This window comes from Bacillus sp. TH30 (assembly GCF_016650875.1).
GTDB lineage: Bacteria > Bacillota > Bacilli > Bacillales > Bacillaceae_G > Bacillus_A > Bacillus_A mycoides.
Genome location: NZ_JAEKEY010000002.1, coordinates 2,239,416 through 2,260,398, shown reverse-complemented (window position 1 = coordinate 2,260,398; position 20,983 = coordinate 2,239,416). Strand labels below are relative to the sequence as shown.

The window sequence follows — 20,983 nt, the reverse complement described above, 5'->3', positions numbered from 1 at the left end:
TTTTTAGAAAAACATATTGACGATTAGAGTTTAGAGGTGTAATATAAAACAAGTCGCCGATAGCAACAACGCAGAAAGCGACAAAACAAAATGAAAAACTTAGTTGACATTGAAATATGAAAATGTTAACATAAGGGAGTCGCAAATGAGCGACAGACAAGTTCTTTGAAAACTGAACGAAACAAACAACGTGAACGTCAATTTTTATTTTTAGATGCTAGACAAACTAACTTTATTGGAGAGTTTGATCCTGGCTCAGGATGAACGCTGGCGGCGTGCCTAATACATGCAAGTCGAGCGAATGGATTAAGAGCTTGCTCTTATGAAGTTAGCGGCGGACGGGTGAGTAACACGTGGGTAACCTACCCATAAGACTGGGATAACTCCGGGAAACCGGGGCTAATACCGGATAATATTTTGAACTGCATAGTTCGAAATTGAAAGGCGGCTTCGGCTGTCACTTATGGATGGACCCGCGTCGCATTAGCTAGTTGGTGAGGTAACGGCTCACCAAGGCGACGATGCGTAGCCGACCTGAGAGGGTGATCGGCCACACTGGGACTGAGACACGGCCCAGACTCCTACGGGAGGCAGCAGTAGGGAATCTTCCGCAATGGACGAAAGTCTGACGGAGCAACGCCGCGTGAGTGATGAAGGCTTTCGGGTCGTAAAACTCTGTTGTTAGGGAAGAACAAGTGCTAGTTGAATAAGCTGGCACCTTGACGGTACCTAACCAGAAAGCCACGGCTAACTACGTGCCAGCAGCCGCGGTAATACGTAGGTGGCAAGCGTTATCCGGAATTATTGGGCGTAAAGCGCGCGCAGGTGGTTTCTTAAGTCTGATGTGAAAGCCCACGGCTCAACCGTGGAGGGTCATTGGAAACTGGGAGACTTGAGTGCAGAAGAGGAAAGTGGAATTCCATGTGTAGCGGTGAAATGCGTAGAGATATGGAGGAACACCAGTGGCGAAGGCGACTTTCTGGTCTGTAACTGACACTGAGGCGCGAAAGCGTGGGGAGCAAACAGGATTAGATACCCTGGTAGTCCACGCCGTAAACGATGAGTGCTAAGTGTTAGAGGGTTTCCGCCCTTTAGTGCTGAAGTTAACGCATTAAGCACTCCGCCTGGGGAGTACGGCCGCAAGGCTGAAACTCAAAGGAATTGACGGGGGCCCGCACAAGCGGTGGAGCATGTGGTTTAATTCGAAGCAACGCGAAGAACCTTACCAGGTCTTGACATCCTCTGAAAACTCTAGAGATAGAGCTTCTCCTTCGGGAGCAGAGTGACAGGTGGTGCATGGTTGTCGTCAGCTCGTGTCGTGAGATGTTGGGTTAAGTCCCGCAACGAGCGCAACCCTTGATCTTAGTTGCCATCATTCAGTTGGGCACTCTAAGGTGACTGCCGGTGACAAACCGGAGGAAGGTGGGGATGACGTCAAATCATCATGCCCCTTATGACCTGGGCTACACACGTGCTACAATGGACGGTACAAAGAGCTGCAAGACCGCGAGGTGGAGCTAATCTCATAAAACCGTTCTCAGTTCGGATTGTAGGCTGCAACTCGCCTACATGAAGCTGGAATCGCTAGTAATCGCGGATCAGCATGCCGCGGTGAATACGTTCCCGGGCCTTGTACACACCGCCCGTCACACCACGAGAGTTTGTAACACCCGAAGTCGGTGGGGTAACCTTTATGGAGCCAGCCGCCTAAGGTGGGACAGATGATTGGGGTGAAGTCGTAACAAGGTAGCCGTATCGGAAGGTGCGGCTGGATCACCTCCTTTCTATGGAGAATTGATGAACGCAGTTCATCAATAAACGTTGACTTGTTTTGTTTCGTTCAGTTTTGAGAGAACTATCTCTCAAGTTTAAATGTATGTTCTTTGAAAACTAGATAACAGTGTAGCTCATATTTTTTTAATTTTAGTTTGGTTAAGTTAGAAAGGGCGCACGGTGGATGCCTTGACACTAGGAGTCGATGAAGGACGGGACTAACGCCGATATGCTTCGGGGAGCTGTAAGTAAGCTTTGATCCGAAGATTTCCGAATGGGGAAACCCACTATACGTAATGGTATGGTATCCTTACCTGAATACATAGGGTATGGAAGACAGACCCAGGGAACTGAAACATCTAAGTACCTGGAGGAAGAGAAAGCAAATGCGATTTCCTGAGTAGCGGCGAGCGAAACGGAATCTAGCCCAAACCAAGAGGCTTGCCTCTTGGGGTTGTAGGACATTCTATACGGAGTTACAAAGGAACGAGGTAGACGAAGCGACCTGGAAAGGTCCGTCACAGAGGGTAATAACCCCGTAGTCGAAACTTCGTTCTCTCTTGAATGTATCCTGAGTACGGCGGAACACGTGAAATTCCGTCGGAATCTGGGAGGACCATCTCCCAAGGCTAAATACTCCCTAGTGATCGATAGTGAACCAGTACCGTGAGGGAAAGGTGAAAAGCACCCCGGAAGGGGAGTGAAAGAGATCCTGAAACCGTGTGCCTACAAATAGTCAGAGCCCGTTAATGGGTGATGGCGTGCCTTTTGTAGAATGAACCGGCGAGTTACGATCCCGTGCGAGGTTAAGCTGAAGAGGCGGAGCCGCAGCGAAAGCGAGTCTGAATAGGGCGTTTAGTACGTGGTCGTAGACCCGAAACCAGGTGATCTACCCATGTCCAGGGTGAAGTTCAGGTAACACTGAATGGAGGCCCGAACCCACGCACGTTGAAAAGTGCGGGGATGAGGTGTGGGTAGCGGAGAAATTCCAATCGAACCTGGAGATAGCTGGTTCTCCCCGAAATAGCTTTAGGGCTAGCCTTAAGTGTAAGAGTCTTGGAGGTAGAGCACTGATTGAACTAGGGGTCCTCATCGGATTACCGAATTCAGTCAAACTCCGAATGCCAATGACTTATCCTTAGGAGTCAGACTGCGAGTGATAAGATCCGTAGTCAAGAGGGAAACAGCCCAGATCGCCAGCTAAGGTCCCAAAGTGTGTATTAAGTGGAAAAGGATGTGGAGTTGCTTAGACAACTAGGATGTTGGCTCAGAAGCAGCCACCATTTAAAGAGTGCGTAATAGCTCACTAGTCGAGTGACTCTGCGCCGAAAATGTACCGGGGCTAAATACACCACCGAAGCTGCGAATTGATACCAATGGTATCAGTGGTAGGGGAGCGTTCTAAGTGCAGTGAAGTCAGACCGGAAGGACTGGTGGAGCGCTTAGAAGTGAGAATGCCGGTATGAGTAGCGAAAGACGGGTGAGAATCCCGTCCACCGAATGCCTAAGGTTTCCTGAGGAAGGCTCGTCCGCTCAGGGTTAGTCAGGACCTAAGCCGAGGCCGACAGGCGTAGGCGATGGACAACAGGTTGATATTCCTGTACCACCTCTTTATCGTTTGAGCAATGGAGGGACGCAGAAGGATAGAAGAAGCGTGCGATTGGTTGTGCACGTCCAAGCAGTTAGGCTGATAAGTAGGCAAATCCGCTTATCGTGAAGGCTGAGCTGTGATGGGGAAGCTCCTTATGGAGCGAAGTCTTTGATTCCCCGCTGCCAAGAAAAGCTTCTAGCGAGATAAAAGGTGCCTGTACCGCAAACCGACACAGGTAGGCGAGGAGAGAATCCTAAGGTGTGCGAGAGAACTCTGGTTAAGGAACTCGGCAAAATGACCCCGTAACTTCGGGAGAAGGGGTGCTTTCTTAACGGAAAGCCGCAGTGAATAGGCCCAAGCGACTGTTTAGCAAAAACACAGGTCTCTGCGAAGCCGTAAGGCGAAGTATAGGGGCTGACACCTGCCCGGTGCTGGAAGGTTAAGGAGAGGGGTTAGCGTAAGCGAAGCTCTGAACTGAAGCCCCAGTAAACGGCGGCCGTAACTATAACGGTCCTAAGGTAGCGAAATTCCTTGTCGGGTAAGTTCCGACCCGCACGAAAGGTGTAACGATTTGGGCACTGTCTCAACCAGAGACTCGGTGAAATTATAGTACCTGTGAAGATGCAGGTTACCCGCGACAGGACGGAAAGACCCCGTGGAGCTTTACTGTAGCCTGATATTGAATTTTGGTACAGTTTGTACAGGATAGGCGGGAGCCATTGAAACCGGAGCGCTAGCTTCGGTGGAGGCGCTGGTGGGATACCGCCCTGACTGTATTGAAATTCTAACCTACGGGTCTCATCGACCCGGGAGACAGTGTCAGGTGGGCAGTTTGACTGGGGCGGTCGCCTCCTAAAGTGTAACGGAGGCGCCCAAAGGTTCCCTCAGAATGGTTGGAAATCATTCGTAGAGTGCAAAGGCATAAGGGAGCTTGACTGCGAGACCTACAAGTCGAGCAGGGACGAAAGTCGGGCTTAGTGATCCGGTGGTTCCGCATGGAAGGGCCATCGCTCAACGGATAAAAGCTACCCCGGGGATAACAGGCTTATCTCCCCCAAGAGTCCACATCGACGGGGAGGTTTGGCACCTCGATGTCGGCTCATCGCATCCTGGGGCTGTAGTCGGTCCCAAGGGTTGGGCTGTTCGCCCATTAAAGCGGTACGCGAGCTGGGTTCAGAACGTCGTGAGACAGTTCGGTCCCTATCCGTCGTGGGCGCAGGAAATTTGAGAGGAGCTGTCCTTAGTACGAGAGGACCGGGATGGACGCACCGCTGGTGTACCAGTTGTTCTGCCAAGGGCATAGCTGGGTAGCTATGTGCGGAAGGGATAAGTGCTGAAAGCATCTAAGCATGAAGCCCCCCTCAAGATGAGATTTCCCATAGCGTAAGCTAGTAAGATCCCTGAAAGATGATCAGGTTGATAGGTTCGAGGTGGAAGCATGGTGACATGTGGAGCTGACGAATACTAATAGATCGAGGACTTAACCATATAATATGAAGCAATGTTATCTAGTTTTGAAGGAATATACCTTCATCAGTTTGGTGATGATGGCAGAGAGGTCACACCCGTTCCCATACCGAACACGGAAGTTAAGCTCTCTAGCGCCGATGGTAGTTGGGACCTTGTCCCTGTGAGAGTAGGACGTCGCCAAGCAAGCTAAAACACAAGTCTTTTGACTTGTGTTTTTTTGTATATTTGTTTCGTTAGAAACAAGGGTGGAAATATTGCTAAATCATACCAGATGGAAAAATATTTATGAAATCATGATAAAGGCGAAGTATTTTCGCTATTTTTATTAAGCGCTCATTAAACTATATGTATTTCGTAATAGGATCATTATTGGTCATATTTTCAATATAAGAGGGAAACCTCTCTTCTTTTATAATTAATTTCTAAAAAATTTGGCGCATAATTGAAGTTTCTATACTCTAAATGATTTAATGGTTTATGAATTATATAGCTATTTCCCCTTAAAATCCTGTATGCAGTATCCCTTAACTAATAAACATTAGAGGTGTTTCTGCCGGTAAATACTTCTTTTTCATGATTGGACATCTAAATCTTCTTCATTAATATACTTTTGAAAATAAATCCGTTCATAATTTCAATAATATAGATTTGTGTAATTGCTTCCTTTGAGTTTGCAGTTTGCTCAATCTATTAAACAAGCCCGTCTATATAATTGCATTTTATATAGACGGGCTTGTTTAATTTTTTATTCTTATAATAGTAGCGTTTTGAGGAATGTTTTTTGTTATTAAGTATAGGGAAGTAGTACATAATCTATGAAAATGATACAGGTGCTTTCAATTATTATGAGAACAGCTATATTATGGCTAAATATGTAGTGAGATATAGGCATGTTGAACAAGGGGCTCATTTACAATTGAAGTGTATATATGGGTATGAAATCTTCTTTGATTAGTAGTCGTAACTTCTTGAGGCATAAATTTTTGAATTCCGTAACGTCAGTGCTACAATGATTGAAAAATAAATGTTAATGAGGTGTTCATATGAAAATTGAAGTTTGGTCTGATTTTGTATGCCCGTTTTGCTATATTGGGAAGCGTAGATTAGAAATGGCTTTAGAGCAATTTCCACATAAGAAAGATGTTGAAGTTGAGTTTAAAAGTTTTGAATTAGATCAAAATGCTCCGATCTACTCTGGAACGAGCATTAATGAAGTGCTTGCATCGAAGTATGGAATTAGTGTTGAAGAAGCTGATCGTAATAATATACAACTAGGCAATCATGCAGCTAGTATGGGTTTGAGTTTCAATTTTGAAGAGATGAAGCCAACAAATACTTTTGATGCGCATCGTTTGGCGAAATTCGCAAAGGATCAGGGGAAGGAAAAGGAGATTACAGAAAATCTACTTTTTGCATATTTCACTGAATCGAGAAACTTAAGTGATGTGGAAACACTAGCTAATATTGCTGAAGCTTCCGGTCTAGATAGGGAAGAGGCTTTAAATGTTATTCATAATAAAAATGCTTATGCCAATGAGGTTAGGATTGATGAATCAATTGCCCAACAATATAAAATTACAGGGGTACCTTATTTTATTGTTAATCAAAAGTATGCTATTTCAGGTGCACAACCACTTGAAACCTTTGTTGGTGCACTTCAGCAGGTGTGGGAAGAAGAGAACCCTAAGTCTGAACTTCAAGATCTTTCAATAAATAGTACAACAGATGATTATTGTGCTAACGGCTTGTTGGTATAGTTAATTCATATTTTTATAAAAAACTTATTTAAAACTATTGACGATTAACATACATAGGTGTAATATAGAACAAGTCGCCGATAGCAACAACGCAGAAAGCGACAAAAGAAATAAAAAAACTTGGTTGACATTGAAATATGAAAATGTTAACATAAGGGAGTCGCAAATGAGCGACAAACAAGTTCTTTGAAAACTGAACGAAACAAACAACGTAAACGTCAATTTTTATTTTTAGATGCTAGACAAACTAACTTTATTGGAGAGTTTGATCCTGGCTCAGGATGAACGCTGGCGGCGTGCCTAATACATGCAAGTCGAGCGAATGGATTAAGAGCTTGCTCTTATGAAGTTAGCGGCGGACGGGTGAGTAACACGTGGGTAACCTACCCATAAGACTGGGATAACTCCGGGAAACCGGGGCTAATACCGGATAATATTTTGAACTGCATAGTTCGAAATTGAAAGGCGGCTTCGGCTGTCACTTATGGATGGACCCGCGTCGCATTAGCTAGTTGGTGAGGTAACGGCTCACCAAGGCGACGATGCGTAGCCGACCTGAGAGGGTGATCGGCCACACTGGGACTGAGACACGGCCCAGACTCCTACGGGAGGCAGCAGTAGGGAATCTTCCGCAATGGACGAAAGTCTGACGGAGCAACGCCGCGTGAGTGATGAAGGCTTTCGGGTCGTAAAACTCTGTTGTTAGGGAAGAACAAGTGCTAGTTGAATAAGCTGGCACCTTGACGGTACCTAACCAGAAAGCCACGGCTAACTACGTGCCAGCAGCCGCGGTAATACGTAGGTGGCAAGCGTTATCCGGAATTATTGGGCGTAAAGCGCGCGCAGGTGGTTTCTTAAGTCTGATGTGAAAGCCCACGGCTCAACCGTGGAGGGTCATTGGAAACTGGGAGACTTGAGTGCAGAAGAGGAAAGTGGAATTCCATGTGTAGCGGTGAAATGCGTAGAGATATGGAGGAACACCAGTGGCGAAGGCGACTTTCTGGTCTGTAACTGACACTGAGGCGCGAAAGCGTGGGGAGCAAACAGGATTAGATACCCTGGTAGTCCACGCCGTAAACGATGAGTGCTAAGTGTTAGAGGGTTTCCGCCCTTTAGTGCTGAAGTTAACGCATTAAGCACTCCGCCTGGGGAGTACGGCCGCAAGGCTGAAACTCAAAGGAATTGACGGGGGCCCGCACAAGCGGTGGAGCATGTGGTTTAATTCGAAGCAACGCGAAGAACCTTACCAGGTCTTGACATCCTCTGAAAACTCTAGAGATAGAGCTTCTCCTTCGGGAGCAGAGTGACAGGTGGTGCATGGTTGTCGTCAGCTCGTGTCGTGAGATGTTGGGTTAAGTCCCGCAACGAGCGCAACCCTTGATCTTAGTTGCCATCATTAAGTTGGGCACTCTAAGGTGACTGCCGGTGACAAACCGGAGGAAGGTGGGGATGACGTCAAATCATCATGCCCCTTATGACCTGGGCTACACACGTGCTACAATGGACGGTACAAAGAGCTGCAAGACCGCGAGGTGGAGCTAATCTCATAAAACCGTTCTCAGTTCGGATTGTAGGCTGCAACTCGCCTACATGAAGCTGGAATCGCTAGTAATCGCGGATCAGCATGCCGCGGTGAATACGTTCCCGGGCCTTGTACACACCGCCCGTCACACCACGAGAGTTTGTAACACCCGAAGTCGGTGGGGTAACCTTTATGGAGCCAGCCGCCTAAGGTGGGACAGATGATTGGGGTGAAGTCGTAACAAGGTAGCCGTATCGGAAGGTGCGGCTGGATCACCTCCTTTCTATGGAGAATTGATGAACGCAGTTCATCAATAAACGTTGACTTGTTTTGTTTCGTTCAGTTTTGAGAGAACTATCTCTCAAGTTTAAATGTATGTTCTTTGAAAACTAGATAACAGTGTAGCTCATATTTTTTTAATTTTAGTTTGGTTAAGTTAGAAAGGGCGCACGGTGGATGCCTTGACACTAGGAGTCGATGAAGGACGGGACTAACGCCGATATGCTTCGGGGAGCTGTAAGTAAGCTTTGATCCGAAGATTTCCGAATGGGGAAACCCACTATACGTAATGGTATGGTATCCTTACCTGAATACATAGGGTATGGAAGACAGACCCAGGGAACTGAAACATCTAAGTACCTGGAGGAAGAGAAAGCAAATGCGATTTCCTGAGTAGCGGCGAGCGAAACGGAATCTAGCCCAAACCAAGAGGCTTGCCTCTTGGGGTTGTAGGACATTCTATACGGAGTTACAAAGGAACGAGGTAGACGAAGCGACCTGGAAAGGTCCGTCACAGAGGGTAATAACCCCGTAGTCGAAACTTCGTTCTCTCTTGAATGTATCCTGAGTACGGCGGAACACGTGAAATTCCGTCGGAATCTGGGAGGACCATCTCCCAAGGCTAAATACTCCCTAGTGATCGATAGTGAACCAGTACCGTGAGGGAAAGGTGAAAAGCACCCCGGAAGGGGAGTGAAAGAGATCCTGAAACCGTGTGCCTACAAATAGTCAGAGCCCGTTAATGGGTGATGGCGTGCCTTTTGTAGAATGAACCGGCGAGTTACGATCCCGTGCGAGGTTAAGCTGAAGAGGCGGAGCCGCAGCGAAAGCGAGTCTGAATAGGGCGTTTAGTACGTGGTCGTAGACCCGAAACCAGGTGATCTACCCATGTCCAGGGTGAAGTTCAGGTAACACTGAATGGAGGCCCGAACCCACGCACGTTGAAAAGTGCGGGGATGAGGTGTGGGTAGCGGAGAAATTCCAATCGAACCTGGAGATAGCTGGTTCTCCCCGAAATAGCTTTAGGGCTAGCCTTAAGTGTAAGAGTCTTGGAGGTAGAGCACTGATTGAACTAGGGGTCCTCATCGGATTACCGAATTCAGTCAAACTCCGAATGCCAATGACTTATCCTTAGGAGTCAGACTGCGAGTGATAAGATCCGTAGTCAAGAGGGAAACAGCCCAGATCGCCAGCTAAGGTCCCAAAGTGTGTATTAAGTGGAAAAGGATGTGGAGTTGCTTAGACAACTAGGATGTTGGCTCAGAAGCAGCCACCATTTAAAGAGTGCGTAATAGCTCACTAGTCGAGTGACTCTGCGCCGAAAATGTACCGGGGCTAAATACACCACCGAAGCTGCGAATTGATACCAATGGTATCAGTGGTAGGGGAGCGTTCTAAGTGCAGTGAAGTCAGACCGGAAGGACTGGTGGAGCGCTTAGAAGTGAGAATGCCGGTATGAGTAGCGAAAGACGGGTGAGAATCCCGTCCACCGAATGCCTAAGGTTTCCTGAGGAAGGCTCGTCCGCTCAGGGTTAGTCAGGACCTAAGCCGAGGCCGACAGGCGTAGGCGATGGACAACAGGTTGATATTCCTGTACCACCTCTTTATCGTTTGAGCAATGGAGGGACGCAGAAGGATAGAAGAAGCGTGCGATTGGTTGTGCACGTCCAAGCAGTTAGGCTGATAAGTAGGCAAATCCGCTTATCGTGAAGGCTGAGCTGTGATGGGGAAGCTCCTTATGGAGCGAAGTCTTTGATTCCCCGCTGCCAAGAAAAGCTTCTAGCGAGATAAAAGGTGCCTGTACCGCAAACCGACACAGGTAGGCGAGGAGAGAATCCTAAGGTGTGCGAGAGAACTCTGGTTAAGGAACTCGGCAAAATGACCCCGTAACTTCGGGAGAAGGGGTGCTTTCTTAACGGAAAGCCGCAGTGAATAGGCCCAAGCGACTGTTTAGCAAAAACACAGGTCTCTGCGAAGCCGTAAGGCGAAGTATAGGGGCTGACACCTGCCCGGTGCTGGAAGGTTAAGGAGAGGGGTTAGCGTAAGCGAAGCTCTGAACTGAAGCCCCAGTAAACGGCGGCCGTAACTATAACGGTCCTAAGGTAGCGAAATTCCTTGTCGGGTAAGTTCCGACCCGCACGAAAGGTGTAACGATTTGGGCACTGTCTCAACCAGAGACTCGGTGAAATTATAGTACCTGTGAAGATGCAGGTTACCCGCGACAGGACGGAAAGACCCCGTGGAGCTTTACTGTAGCCTGATATTGAATTTTGGTACAGTTTGTACAGGATAGGCGGGAGCCATTGAAACCGGAGCGCTAGCTTCGGTGGAGGCGCTGGTGGGATACCGCCCTGACTGTATTGAAATTCTAACCTACGGGTCTCATCGACCCGGGAGACAGTGTCAGGTGGGCAGTTTGACTGGGGCGGTCGCCTCCTAAAGTGTAACGGAGGCGCCCAAAGGTTCCCTCAGAATGGTTGGAAATCATTCGTAGAGTGCAAAGGCATAAGGGAGCTTGACTGCGAGACCTACAAGTCGAGCAGGGACGAAAGTCGGGCTTAGTGATCCGGTGGTTCCGCATGGAAGGGCCATCGCTCAACGGATAAAAGCTACCCCGGGGATAACAGGCTTATCTCCCCCAAGAGTCCACATCGACGGGGAGGTTTGGCACCTCGATGTCGGCTCATCGCATCCTGGGGCTGTAGTCGGTCCCAAGGGTTGGGCTGTTCGCCCATTAAAGCGGTACGCGAGCTGGGTTCAGAACGTCGTGAGACAGTTCGGTCCCTATCCGTCGTGGGCGCAGGAAATTTGAGAGGAGCTGTCCTTAGTACGAGAGGACCGGGATGGACGCACCGCTGGTGTACCAGTTGTTCTGCCAAGGGCATAGCTGGGTAGCTATGTGCGGAAGGGATAAGTGCTGAAAGCATCTAAGCATGAAGCCCCCCTCAAGATGAGATTTCCCATAGCGTAAGCTAGTAAGATCCCTGAAAGATGATCAGGTTGATAGGTTCGAGGTGGAAGCATGGTGACATGTGGAGCTGACGAATACTAATAGATCGAGGACTTAACCATATAATATGAAGCAATGTTATCTAGTTTTGAAGGAATATACCTTCATCAGTTTGGTGATGATGGCAGAGAGGTCACACCCGTTCCCATACCGAACACGGAAGTTAAGCTCTCTAGCGCCGATGGTAGTTGGGACCTTGTCCCTGTGAGAGTAGGACGTCGCCAAGCAACTTTAAGACGAGTCAGAATGACTCGTTTTTTTTTGTGTTTAATGAAATAAGCTTGTTATCTATGGTTCAAGAAACCTATTGATAACAAGCTTATTTGTTTAAAGGTAAGTGTATTTATATAGGCTTCACTTTGTTTTTTACATCGATAAGCTCAAAACGTTCATGAGCAAGTAGCATATTGTTTATTTGTAATAGCTTTGTAGTTATTTGAAATCCACGGATCAATGAAGATAATAAACTGAATAAATATGGCTTTTAAACAAGTTCACTCCATTTATGAGGATCTTTTTCTTAGACATCTTTAATGATGGGATGTTTAATCTCTGAATTGTTTCGTATGATAATGGCTTTAATTCGTGAATAGCAAAGAAGCTACCACATGTTAAATTGAAGTGAACCCGAATAGTGGTACATGAAAAAGTTTGAAGAAAAAAGTTCATTGTAACAGGCTATTTGTTTCATTTATCCCGCTATTCGCTGGGCAGTAAAACTCCCACCTCAAAATTCAGCTGGAGCAAAGAAGTTAGGTGGGAGCCCTGCTGCCCGTAAATGCCCGATTGGTGAAGGCTAATAATCAGTGGGGGATCAACAAAACCCCCACTGATTAAAGTTTCGCTTTATTTGTTTTAAATAGTTATATGGTGAAAGTGGTGGAGTTAAAAAGATAATAGCGCGTGTTCTTTTTTCTGAATCTGGCTTTTGAAGAGCGGCGATAATTTCAAAATATAGTTCTTGAAAGTCTTATGTATTACTTTCGCATATAATATTTTGGATAAAGATGTGTGGATTAATGTTTAGACTCTATAATCTTTTTTATAGTTTGGATAGTTTGTTACACGAAATTCCCAAGAAAATTTTCGGGCGGGAAGATCAGTTATGAGTAGTAATATTTGAACTGCTCTTGTACATAGTGTTCAGCTTTTTTATAAGTTCTACTTGTTTCCTCTAGTAGTTGGATAAGAATCTTTTTTTGTGTAGCCTTATAAATAAGATAACTAAAGTATAGTTGGCCACTGGTTGCTATTTGAACAGCATATTTGTCTTTATTATCACGTTGATATAAATAAGTTGGAGGAAGAATGGGTTCATCGGGAATAAATGCAGGTAGTTATATACTCTATTTGTAATTTGGTTGGAAATAATGAAACTATATGCTTTGTTAGCAATGCTATTTGCTCTTCTAACGGAAAAGCTTACTGTTTTCTGTATATAGATATAGGAAACAACTCTTTAAATTTTATAATTTTGGAGCTTCTATATAGAAGATAAGTGTAAGTGAAAAATTATAGTGTGATTACTTAAATGCAAGGAAGTAGTCGTGTATAACAAGAGGTTAGAACGTTTGTTCTCGAATGGTGTAATGGGCATACTCAATCAATTGAGGCGCTTATTTTCTATTGGACATATGTGTTTAAAGAAGAGCTGCCATACTATGTTCGGATTTCCAGTATAGCTTGTAACTTTACATACCTTAGTGAGGTGGTTCTTCAGTAAAGTATATTTCAATTATTAATATTGGATTTATTGACGCTCCCATTGCTAAAGGGGCAACCTGATTAACATTAGTGTGATTCTTGCTACCAAAGGCGAAGTACATTTTTGGTATCGCTGGCGTGCGAGATTGTAGTGTGCGATCACTACTACTCTCACTATAGACCGTATAGGTTCGTGAGCCACGGTGCTATGACAGCTGCATGTTCATATGTTTTAGTGTCTTGTTCTTGTCTATAGTTGACGTGTATCAAAATAATGAGTGTTTTTCTATGAAAGTATCGTGAAATCTGTAAACGAACCAATTATTCTATTTCCAACTGGTTTTATGAAATAATCTACGAATGGTCCTTTACTCATCATAATTTTTAATATTAATTGAATCTAGTCTATAGTCGGTTCATTCTATTATGAATGGTTCAGGAGAGTGAAGAAGAGTGTATGCACTGTTAGAAAGAGATATTGTAATTAAGAGAAGGAGAGTAAATGAAGTTGCTAGAAAAGAATTTCTTGTGGAACCCAGTAATGTACGGGGGATAATCCGCTTGAAATAAAGAGGTTTGTTAGGGGAGATTAGTAGATAGAGGTAGACAATGATTGCTATTTAGTAAAGTCTTCGTGGATTCTTATGTAACCTTTACTAATCGGGAATTTATGGATCGTCAGGCTCACTACTAACTTCTTTGCTTCAGCCGAACTTTGAGGTGGGAGTCTTACTGTCCGCAAATAACGGGATAAAGTGGTGTGAACATATTAAATTAAATATCTTTATAAAAAGGTGTTGACGATTAGCCTATAGAGGTGTAGTATAGAACAAGTCGCCGATGCAATAACGCAGAACGCGGCAAACAAAATGAAAAACTTAGTTGACATTAACTAACGAAGATGTTAACATAAGGAAGTCGCAAATGAGCGACAGACAAGTTCTTTGAAAACTGAACGAAACAAACAACGTGAACGTCAATTTTTATTTTTAGATGCTAGACAAACTAACTTTATTGGAGAGTTTGATCCTGGCTCAGGATGAACGCTGGCGGCGTGCCTAATACATGCAAGTCGAGCGAATGGATTAAGAGCTTGCTCTTATGAAGTTAGCGGCGGACGGGTGAGTAACACGTGGGTAACCTACCCATAAGACTGGGATAACTCCGGGAAACCGGGGCTAATACCGGATAATATTTTGAACTGCATAGTTCGAAATTGAAAGGCGGCTTCGGCTGTCACTTATGGATGGACCCGCGTCGCATTAGCTAGTTGGTGAGGTAACGGCTCACCAAGGCGACGATGCGTAGCCGACCTGAGAGGGTGATCGGCCACACTGGGACTGAGACACGGCCCAGACTCCTACGGGAGGCAGCAGTAGGGAATCTTCCGCAATGGACGAAAGTCTGACGGAGCAACGCCGCGTGAGTGATGAAGGCTTTCGGGTCGTAAAACTCTGTTGTTAGGGAAGAACAAGTGCTAGTTGAATAAGCTGGCACCTTGACGGTACCTAACCAGAAAGCCACGGCTAACTACGTGCCAGCAGCCGCGGTAATACGTAGGTGGCAAGCGTTATCCGGAATTATTGGGCGTAAAGCGCGCGCAGGTGGTTTCTTAAGTCTGATGTGAAAGCCCACGGCTCAACCGTGGAGGGTCATTGGAAACTGGGAGACTTGAGTGCAGAAGAGGAAAGTGGAATTCCATGTGTAGCGGTGAAATGCGTAGAGATATGGAGGAACACCAGTGGCGAAGGCGACTTTCTGGTCTGTAACTGACACTGAGGCGCGAAAGCGTGGGGAGCAAACAGGATTAGATACCCTGGTAGTCCACGCCGTAAACGATGAGTGCTAAGTGTTAGAGGGTTTCCGCCCTTTAGTGCTGAAGTTAACGCATTAAGCACTCCGCCTGGGGAGTACGGCCGCAAGGCTGAAACTCAAAGGAATTGACGGGGGCCCGCACAAGCGGTGGAGCATGTGGTTTAATTCGAAGCAACGCGAAGAACCTTACCAGGTCTTGACATCCTCTGAAAACTCTAGAGATAGAGCTTCTCCTTCGGGAGCAGAGTGACAGGTGGTGCATGGTTGTCGTCAGCTCGTGTCGTGAGATGTTGGGTTAAGTCCCGCAACGAGCGCAACCCTTGATCTTAGTTGCCATCATTAAGTTGGGCACTCTAAGGTGACTGCCGGTGACAAACCGGAGGAAGGTGGGGATGACGTCAAATCATCATGCCCCTTATGACCTGGGCTACACACGTGCTACAATGGACGGTACAAAGAGCTGCAAGACCGCGAGGTGGAGCTAATCTCATAAAACCGTTCTCAGTTCGGATTGTAGGCTGCAACTCGCCTACATGAAGCTGGAATCGCTAGTAATCGCGGATCAGCATGCCGCGGTGAATACGTTCCCGGGCCTTGTACACACCGCCCGTCACACCACGAGAGTTTGTAACACCCGAAGTCGGTGGGGTAACCTTTATGGAGCCAGCCGCCTAAGGTGGGACAGATGATTGGGGTGAAGTCGTAACAAGGTAGCCGTATCGGAAGGTGCGGCTGGATCACCTCCTTTCTATGGAGAATTGATGAACGCAGTTCATCAATAAACGTTGACTTGTTTTGTTTCGTTCAGTTTTGAGAGAACTATCTCTCAAGTTTAAATGTATGTTCTTTGAAAACTAGATAACAGTGTAGCTCATATTTTTTTAATTTTAGTTTGGTTAAGTTAGAAAGGGCGCACGGTGGATGCCTTGACACTAGGAGTCGATGAAGGACGGGACTAACGCCGATATGCTTCGGGGAGCTGTAAGTAAGCTTTGATCCGAAGATTTCCGAATGGGGAAACCCACTATACGTAATGGTATGGTATCCTTACCTGAATACATAGGGTATGGAAGACAGACCCAGGGAACTGAAACATCTAAGTACCTGGAGGAAGAGAAAGCAAATGCGATTTCCTGAGTAGCGGCGAGCGAAACGGAATCTAGCCCAAACCAAGAGGCTTGCCTCTTGGGGTTGTAGGACATTCTATACGGAGTTACAAAGGAACGAGGTAGACGAAGCGACCTGGAAAGGTCCGTCACAGAGGGTAATAACCCCGTAGTCGAAACTTCGTTCTCTCTTGAATGTATCCTGAGTACGGCGGAACACGTGAAATTCCGTCGGAATCTGGGAGGACCATCTCCCAAGGCTAAATACTCCCTAGTGATCGATAGTGAACCAGTACCGTGAGGGAAAGGTGAAAAGCACCCCGGAAGGGGAGTGAAAGAGATCCTGAAACCGTGTGCCTACAAATAGTCAGAGCCCGTTAATGGGTGATGGCGTGCCTTTTGTAGAATGAACCGGCGAGTTACGATCCCGTGCGAGGTTAAGCTGAAGAGGCGGAGCCGCAGCGAAAGCGAGTCTGAATAGGGCGTTTAGTACGTGGTCGTAGACCCGAAACCAGGTGATCTACCCATGTCCAGGGTGAAGTTCAGGTAACACTGAATGGAGGCCCGAACCCACGCACGTTGAAAAGTGCGGGGATGAGGTGTGGGTAGCGGAGAAATTCCAATCGAACCTGGAGATAGCTGGTTCTCCCCGAAATAGCTTTAGGGCTAGCCTTAAGTGTAAGAGTCTTGGAGGTAGAGCACTGATTGAACTAGGGGTCCTCATCGGATTACCGAATTCAGTCAAACTCCGAATGCCAATGACTTATCCTTAGGAGTCAGACTGCGAGTGATAAGATCCGTAGTCAAGAGGGAAACAGCCCAGATCGCCAGCTAAGGTCCCAAAGTGTGTATTAAGTGGAAAAGGATGTGGAGTTGCTTAGACAACTAGGATGTTGGCTCAGAAGCAGCCACCATTTAAAGAGTGCGTAATAGCTCACTAGTCGAGTGACTCTGCGCCGAAAATGTACCGGGGCTAAATACACCACCGAAGCTGCGAATTGATACCAATGGTATCAGTGGTAGGGGAGCGTTCTAAGTGCAGTGAAGTCAGACCGGAAGGACTGGTGGAGCGCTTAGAAGTGAGAATGCCGGTATGAGTAGCGAAAGACGGGTGAGAATCCCGTCCACCGAATGCCTAAGGTTTCCTGAGGAAGGCTCGTCCGCTCAGGGTTAGTCAGGACCTAAGCCGAGGCCGACAGGCGTAGGCGATGGACAACAGGTTGATATTCCTGTACCACCTCTTTATCGTTTGAGCAATGGAGGGACGCAGAAGGATAGAAGAAGCGTGCGATTGGTTGTGCACGTCCAAGCAGTTAGGCTGATAAGTAGGCAAATCCGCTTATCGTGAAGGCTGAGCTGTGATGGGGAAGCTCCTTATGGAGCGAAGTCTTTGATTCCCCGCTGCCAAGAAAAGCTTCTAGCGAGATAAAAGGTGCCTGTACCGCAAACCGACACAGGTAGGCGAGGAGAGAATCCTAAGGTGTGCGAGAGAACTCTGGTTAAGGAACTCGGCAAAATGACCCCGTAACTTCGGGAGAAGGGGTGCTTTCTTAACGGAAAGCCGCAGTGAATAGGCCCAAGCGACTGTTTAGCAAAAACACAGGTCTCTGCGAAGCCGTAAGGCGAAGTATAGGGGCTGACACCTGCCCGGTGCTGGAAGGTTAAGGAGAGGGGTTAGCGTAAGCGAAGCTCTGAACTGAAGCCCCAGTAAACGGCGGCCGTAACTATAACGGTCCTAAGGTAGCGAAATTCCTTGTCGGGTAAGTTCCGACCCGCACGAAAGGTGTAACGATTTGGGCACTGTCTCAACCAGAGACTCGGTGAAATTATAGTACCTGTGAAGATGCAGGTTACCCGCGACAGGACGGAAAGACCCCGTGGAGCTTTACTGTAGCCTGATATTGAATTTTGGTACAGTTTGTACAGGATAGGCGGGAGCCATTGAAACCGGAGCGCTAGCTTCGGTGGAGGCGCTGGTGGGATACCGCCCTGACTGTATTGAAATTCTAACCTACGGGTCTCATCGACCCGGGAGACAGTGTCAGGTGGGCAGTTTGACTGGGGCGGTCGCCTCCTAAAGTGTAACGGAGGCGCCCAAAGGTTCCCTCAGAATGGTTGGAAATCATTCGTAGAGTGCAAAGGCATAAGGGAGCTTGACTGCGAGACCTACAAGTCGAGCAGGGACGAAAGTCGGGCTTAGTGATCCGGTGGTTCCGCATGGAAGGGCCATCGCTCAACGGATAAAAGCTACCCCGGGGATAACAGGCTTATCTCCCCCAAGAGTCCACATCGACGGGGAGGTTTGGCACCTCGATGTCGGCTCATCGCATCCTGGGGCTGTAGTCGGTCCCAAGGGTTGGGCTGTTCGCCCATTAAAGCGGTACGCGAGCTGGGTTCAGAACGTCGTGAGACAGTTCGGTCCCTATCCGTCGTGGGCGCAGGAAATTTGAGAGGAGCTGTCCTTAGTACGAGAGGACCGGGATGGACGCACCGCTGGTGTACCAGTTGTTCTGCCAAGGGCATAGCTGGGTAGCTATGTGCGGAAGGGATAAGTGCTGAAAGCATCTAAGCATGAAGCCCCCCTCAAGATGAGATTTCCCATAGCGTAAGCTAGTAAGATCCCTGAAAGATGATCAGGTTGATAGGTTCGAGGTGGAAGCATGGTGACATGTGGAGCTGACGAATACTAATAGATCGAGGACTTAACCATATAATATGAAGCAATGTTATCTAGTTTTGAAGGAATATACCTTCATCAGTTTGGTGATGATGGCAGAGAGGTCACACCCGTTCCCATACCGAACACGGAAGTTAAGCTCTCTAGCGCCGATGGTAGTTGGGACCTTGTCCCTGTGAGAGTAGGACGTCGCCAAGCAACTTTAAGACGAGTCAGAATGACTCGTCTTTTTTGTGTTTAATGAAATAAGCTTGTTATCTATGGTTCAAGAAATCCATTGATAACAAGCTTATTTGTTTAAAAATAAATGTATTTATCTAGTATGGACTTCCGGTAAAATCGTTATTTATCATAGCTTCACTTTGTTTTTTACATCGATAAGCTTAAAACGTTCGCAAACGAGCAGCATATCTTCAGAAAAACTAAGACCAAGTTCGCTTAGTTCCTTTGTAAAGAACTGTATATGGGTGTCTCTCCAGTAATTATAAGTAAGATCGCCTTCACCCTCAGCTACAGCAAATTCTTCAGTCACTTCATTCATTGGCATTATAGTTACTTCTATTGTCTTAATAATAGCTACAGGTTCATCCTGACTATTGAGTACAATACTATAATCGTTAGTTGTTGGTAGTGGTTCATTTTCTAATTCATAAAAAATATGGCCGGAGCATGTTGCGGTTTTCACACCATCAATGACTAATTGAGCGAGATAATCAGGAGAATCACCAAATTGCCAAGCTGTAACAGATTCTGGTTTTTCATTGTTTCCCCAATAAGTATCCCAATATGATTGTGCTAATGGATTCATTTGTATATTTACCTCACTTTAGTTAAAATTCATTTTTTTTATAAGCCTTGAGCAACTTGCTTATTTGTAATAGTTTTGTAGTCATATAAAATCTGGGTTGTTGTATTACGGATTAATACAAGTAATACGCTGAAGGAATATGGTTTATAAACTCGTTCTGTCCATTTATGACCATTTTCCCCGTAGACGCCCATATTAATAGATGGGATGTTTAATTTTCGAATTGTTTCGTATGGTAATGGATATAGTTGTTATGTAGTCTATTTGTGATTTGGGCTGCAATAAAGTTAGGATCAATGCCCGATCACCTACACGTACTTCTCTTCCATAAATATAGAAACAAGGAAGAAGTGATGTATAGCAAAGAGGTGAGAACGTTAGTTCTATCGTGGTGTAATGGGTAGACTCAATCAATTGAGGTGCTTATTTTTACTTCAGTATATGTGTATAAAGAAGAAATGCTATTACTAGGTTCGGATTTCAAATATAGCTTTTAACGTTATATATTTTAATGAAGTGTTGTTTAGATGTAAAGAATATTCTGATTATTAATATTGATCTATTATCCACTATGCCATATTGAAGTGAGTAATACTAGAGGTGAAATAGATAAAAACCAATATTCCTTGAATATCGGTTTAATAATATGTGACTTATATGAAGCTATAGCAATACGAAAAGTGTAAATACAATGGCTAACAAAATACGATAATATGCAAAAGGTTTTAAACCTATCTTTTCTAAAAGCTTCAGGAAGGTTACTACCGCTAGCATTGCTACTATAAAAGAGGTAATGAATCCTATAGCAAACATAGGAATATCATCCGCACTTAAATACTTCCAACTTTTTAATAAGTCTAACCCTGTAGCTCCGGCCATTACAGGAAGAGCAATGAGAAAAGAGAACTCAGATGCAGCCTTATAATTTACTTTCGCTAATAGACCTCCAGAAATAGTAGAGCCAGCCCTTGAGAAGCCAGGATATACTGCTAAGCATTGAAATAATCCAATTGTTAATGCTTGACGGTATGTTAAATCATCTAGTGAAAAAGCGGTTAACTCTGCTTTTTTTGCTTCTGCAAAAATCATAAGAAATGCTCCTGCTACAAGTCCGATTACGACAGTATACGGCTGGAATAAGTATGCTTTAATAACATCATGTAATAATAAGCCAACAACTACTGCTGGGAATACACCGAGAAAAACATGTAATGCATTGAATTTTTTCTCTTTCCGTAGAAGGGGTTTAATATTACATAAAGAAACAAGGCGTTTGTGATATAAAATCGCGATAGCTAAAATTGCCCCTAACTGTATGACAATTTCAAACGTTTTTGCCCTTTCTCCTTCAAAACCTAATAAATGTCCGACTAATATAAGATGGCCAGTAGAAGAGATGGGTAAAAATTCAGCTAACCCTTCTACAATGCCAAGTATGAAGGCAATGATAAGATCGCTCATAGTTTCACTC

At 45.7% G+C, this 20,983-nt stretch carries 3 protein-coding genes, 9 rRNA genes and 1 pseudogene; 10 read left to right on the top strand and 3 right to left on the bottom strand.

What is annotated here, in order from left to right; translation table 11 throughout:
* Positions 1–232 precede the first annotated feature (232 nt).
* The 10 genes from JFU20_RS13620 to rrf (JFU20_RS13575) all read left to right on the top strand — a co-directional run bounded on the left by JFU20_RS13620 (position 233) and on the right by rrf (JFU20_RS13575) (position 18,902).
* A 16S ribosomal RNA gene (locus JFU20_RS13620) occupies positions 233–1,784 on the top strand.
* Positions 1,785–1,930: 146 nt separating this feature from the next.
* Positions 1,931–4,852, top strand: a 23S ribosomal RNA gene (locus tag JFU20_RS13615).
* 49 nt (positions 4,853–4,901) lie between these two features.
* Positions 4,902–5,017, top strand: a 5S ribosomal RNA gene (gene rrf / locus JFU20_RS13610).
* An 860-nt stretch (positions 5,018–5,877) separates the two neighbouring features.
* Positions 5,878–6,591, top strand: a complete 714-nt coding sequence (locus tag JFU20_RS13605; protein ID WP_201038698.1) for a DsbA family oxidoreductase — start codon at positions 5,878–5,880, stop codon at positions 6,589–6,591.
* A gap of 253 nt (positions 6,592–6,844) precedes the next feature.
* Positions 6,845–8,396 (top strand): 16S ribosomal RNA (locus tag JFU20_RS13600).
* A 146-nt stretch (positions 8,397–8,542) separates the two neighbouring features.
* Positions 8,543–11,464: ribosomal RNA gene (locus tag JFU20_RS13595) — 23S ribosomal RNA — on the top strand.
* Between the two features lie 49 nt (positions 11,465–11,513).
* Positions 11,514–11,629, top strand: a 5S ribosomal RNA gene (rrf, locus tag JFU20_RS13590).
* The 16S, 23S and 5S rRNA genes sit together here, the layout of an rRNA operon.
* Before the next feature lie 2,488 nt (positions 11,630–14,117).
* A 16S ribosomal RNA gene (locus JFU20_RS13585) occupies positions 14,118–15,669 on the top strand.
* Between the two features lie 146 nt (positions 15,670–15,815).
* A 23S ribosomal RNA gene (locus JFU20_RS13580) occupies positions 15,816–18,737 on the top strand.
* Between the two features lie 49 nt (positions 18,738–18,786).
* Positions 18,787–18,902 (top strand): 5S ribosomal RNA (gene rrf / locus JFU20_RS13575).
* Between the two features lie 151 nt (positions 18,903–19,053).
* Here rrf (JFU20_RS13575) and JFU20_RS13570 read toward each other — a convergent pair.
* The 3 genes and pseudogenes from JFU20_RS13570 to bacA all read right to left on the bottom strand — a co-directional run bounded on the left by JFU20_RS13570 (position 19,054) and on the right by bacA (position 20,973).
* A complete protein-coding gene (locus JFU20_RS13570) occupies positions 19,054–19,512 on the bottom strand; it encodes an ASCH domain-containing protein (protein ID WP_002010006.1) in 459 nt (152 codons plus the stop codon).
* Positions 19,513–19,550: 38 nt separating this feature from the next.
* Positions 19,551–19,751, bottom strand: a pseudogene (locus JFU20_RS29845) (peptidase M20); the annotation flags it as partial.
* Between the two features lie 424 nt (positions 19,752–20,175).
* Positions 20,176–20,973, bottom strand: a complete 798-nt coding sequence (gene bacA / locus JFU20_RS13565; protein ID WP_002010003.1) for an undecaprenyl-diphosphate phosphatase — start codon at positions 20,971–20,973, stop codon at positions 20,176–20,178.
* Positions 20,974–20,983: the final 10 nt, after the last annotated feature.

What these genes read in the sequence shown, in the direction of transcription:
- JFU20_RS13605 (WP_201038698.1), top strand. Translation starts at nt 5,878, where the DNA reads ATGAAAATTGAAGTTTGGTCTGATTTTGTATGCCCGTTTTGCTATATT.
- JFU20_RS13570 (WP_002010006.1), bottom strand. Translation starts at nt 19,512, where the DNA reads ATGAATCCATTAGCACAATCATATTGGGATACTTATTGGGGAAACAAT.
- bacA (WP_002010003.1), bottom strand. Translation starts at nt 20,973, where the DNA reads ATGAGCGATCTTATCATTGCCTTCATACTTGGCATTGTAGAAGGGTTA.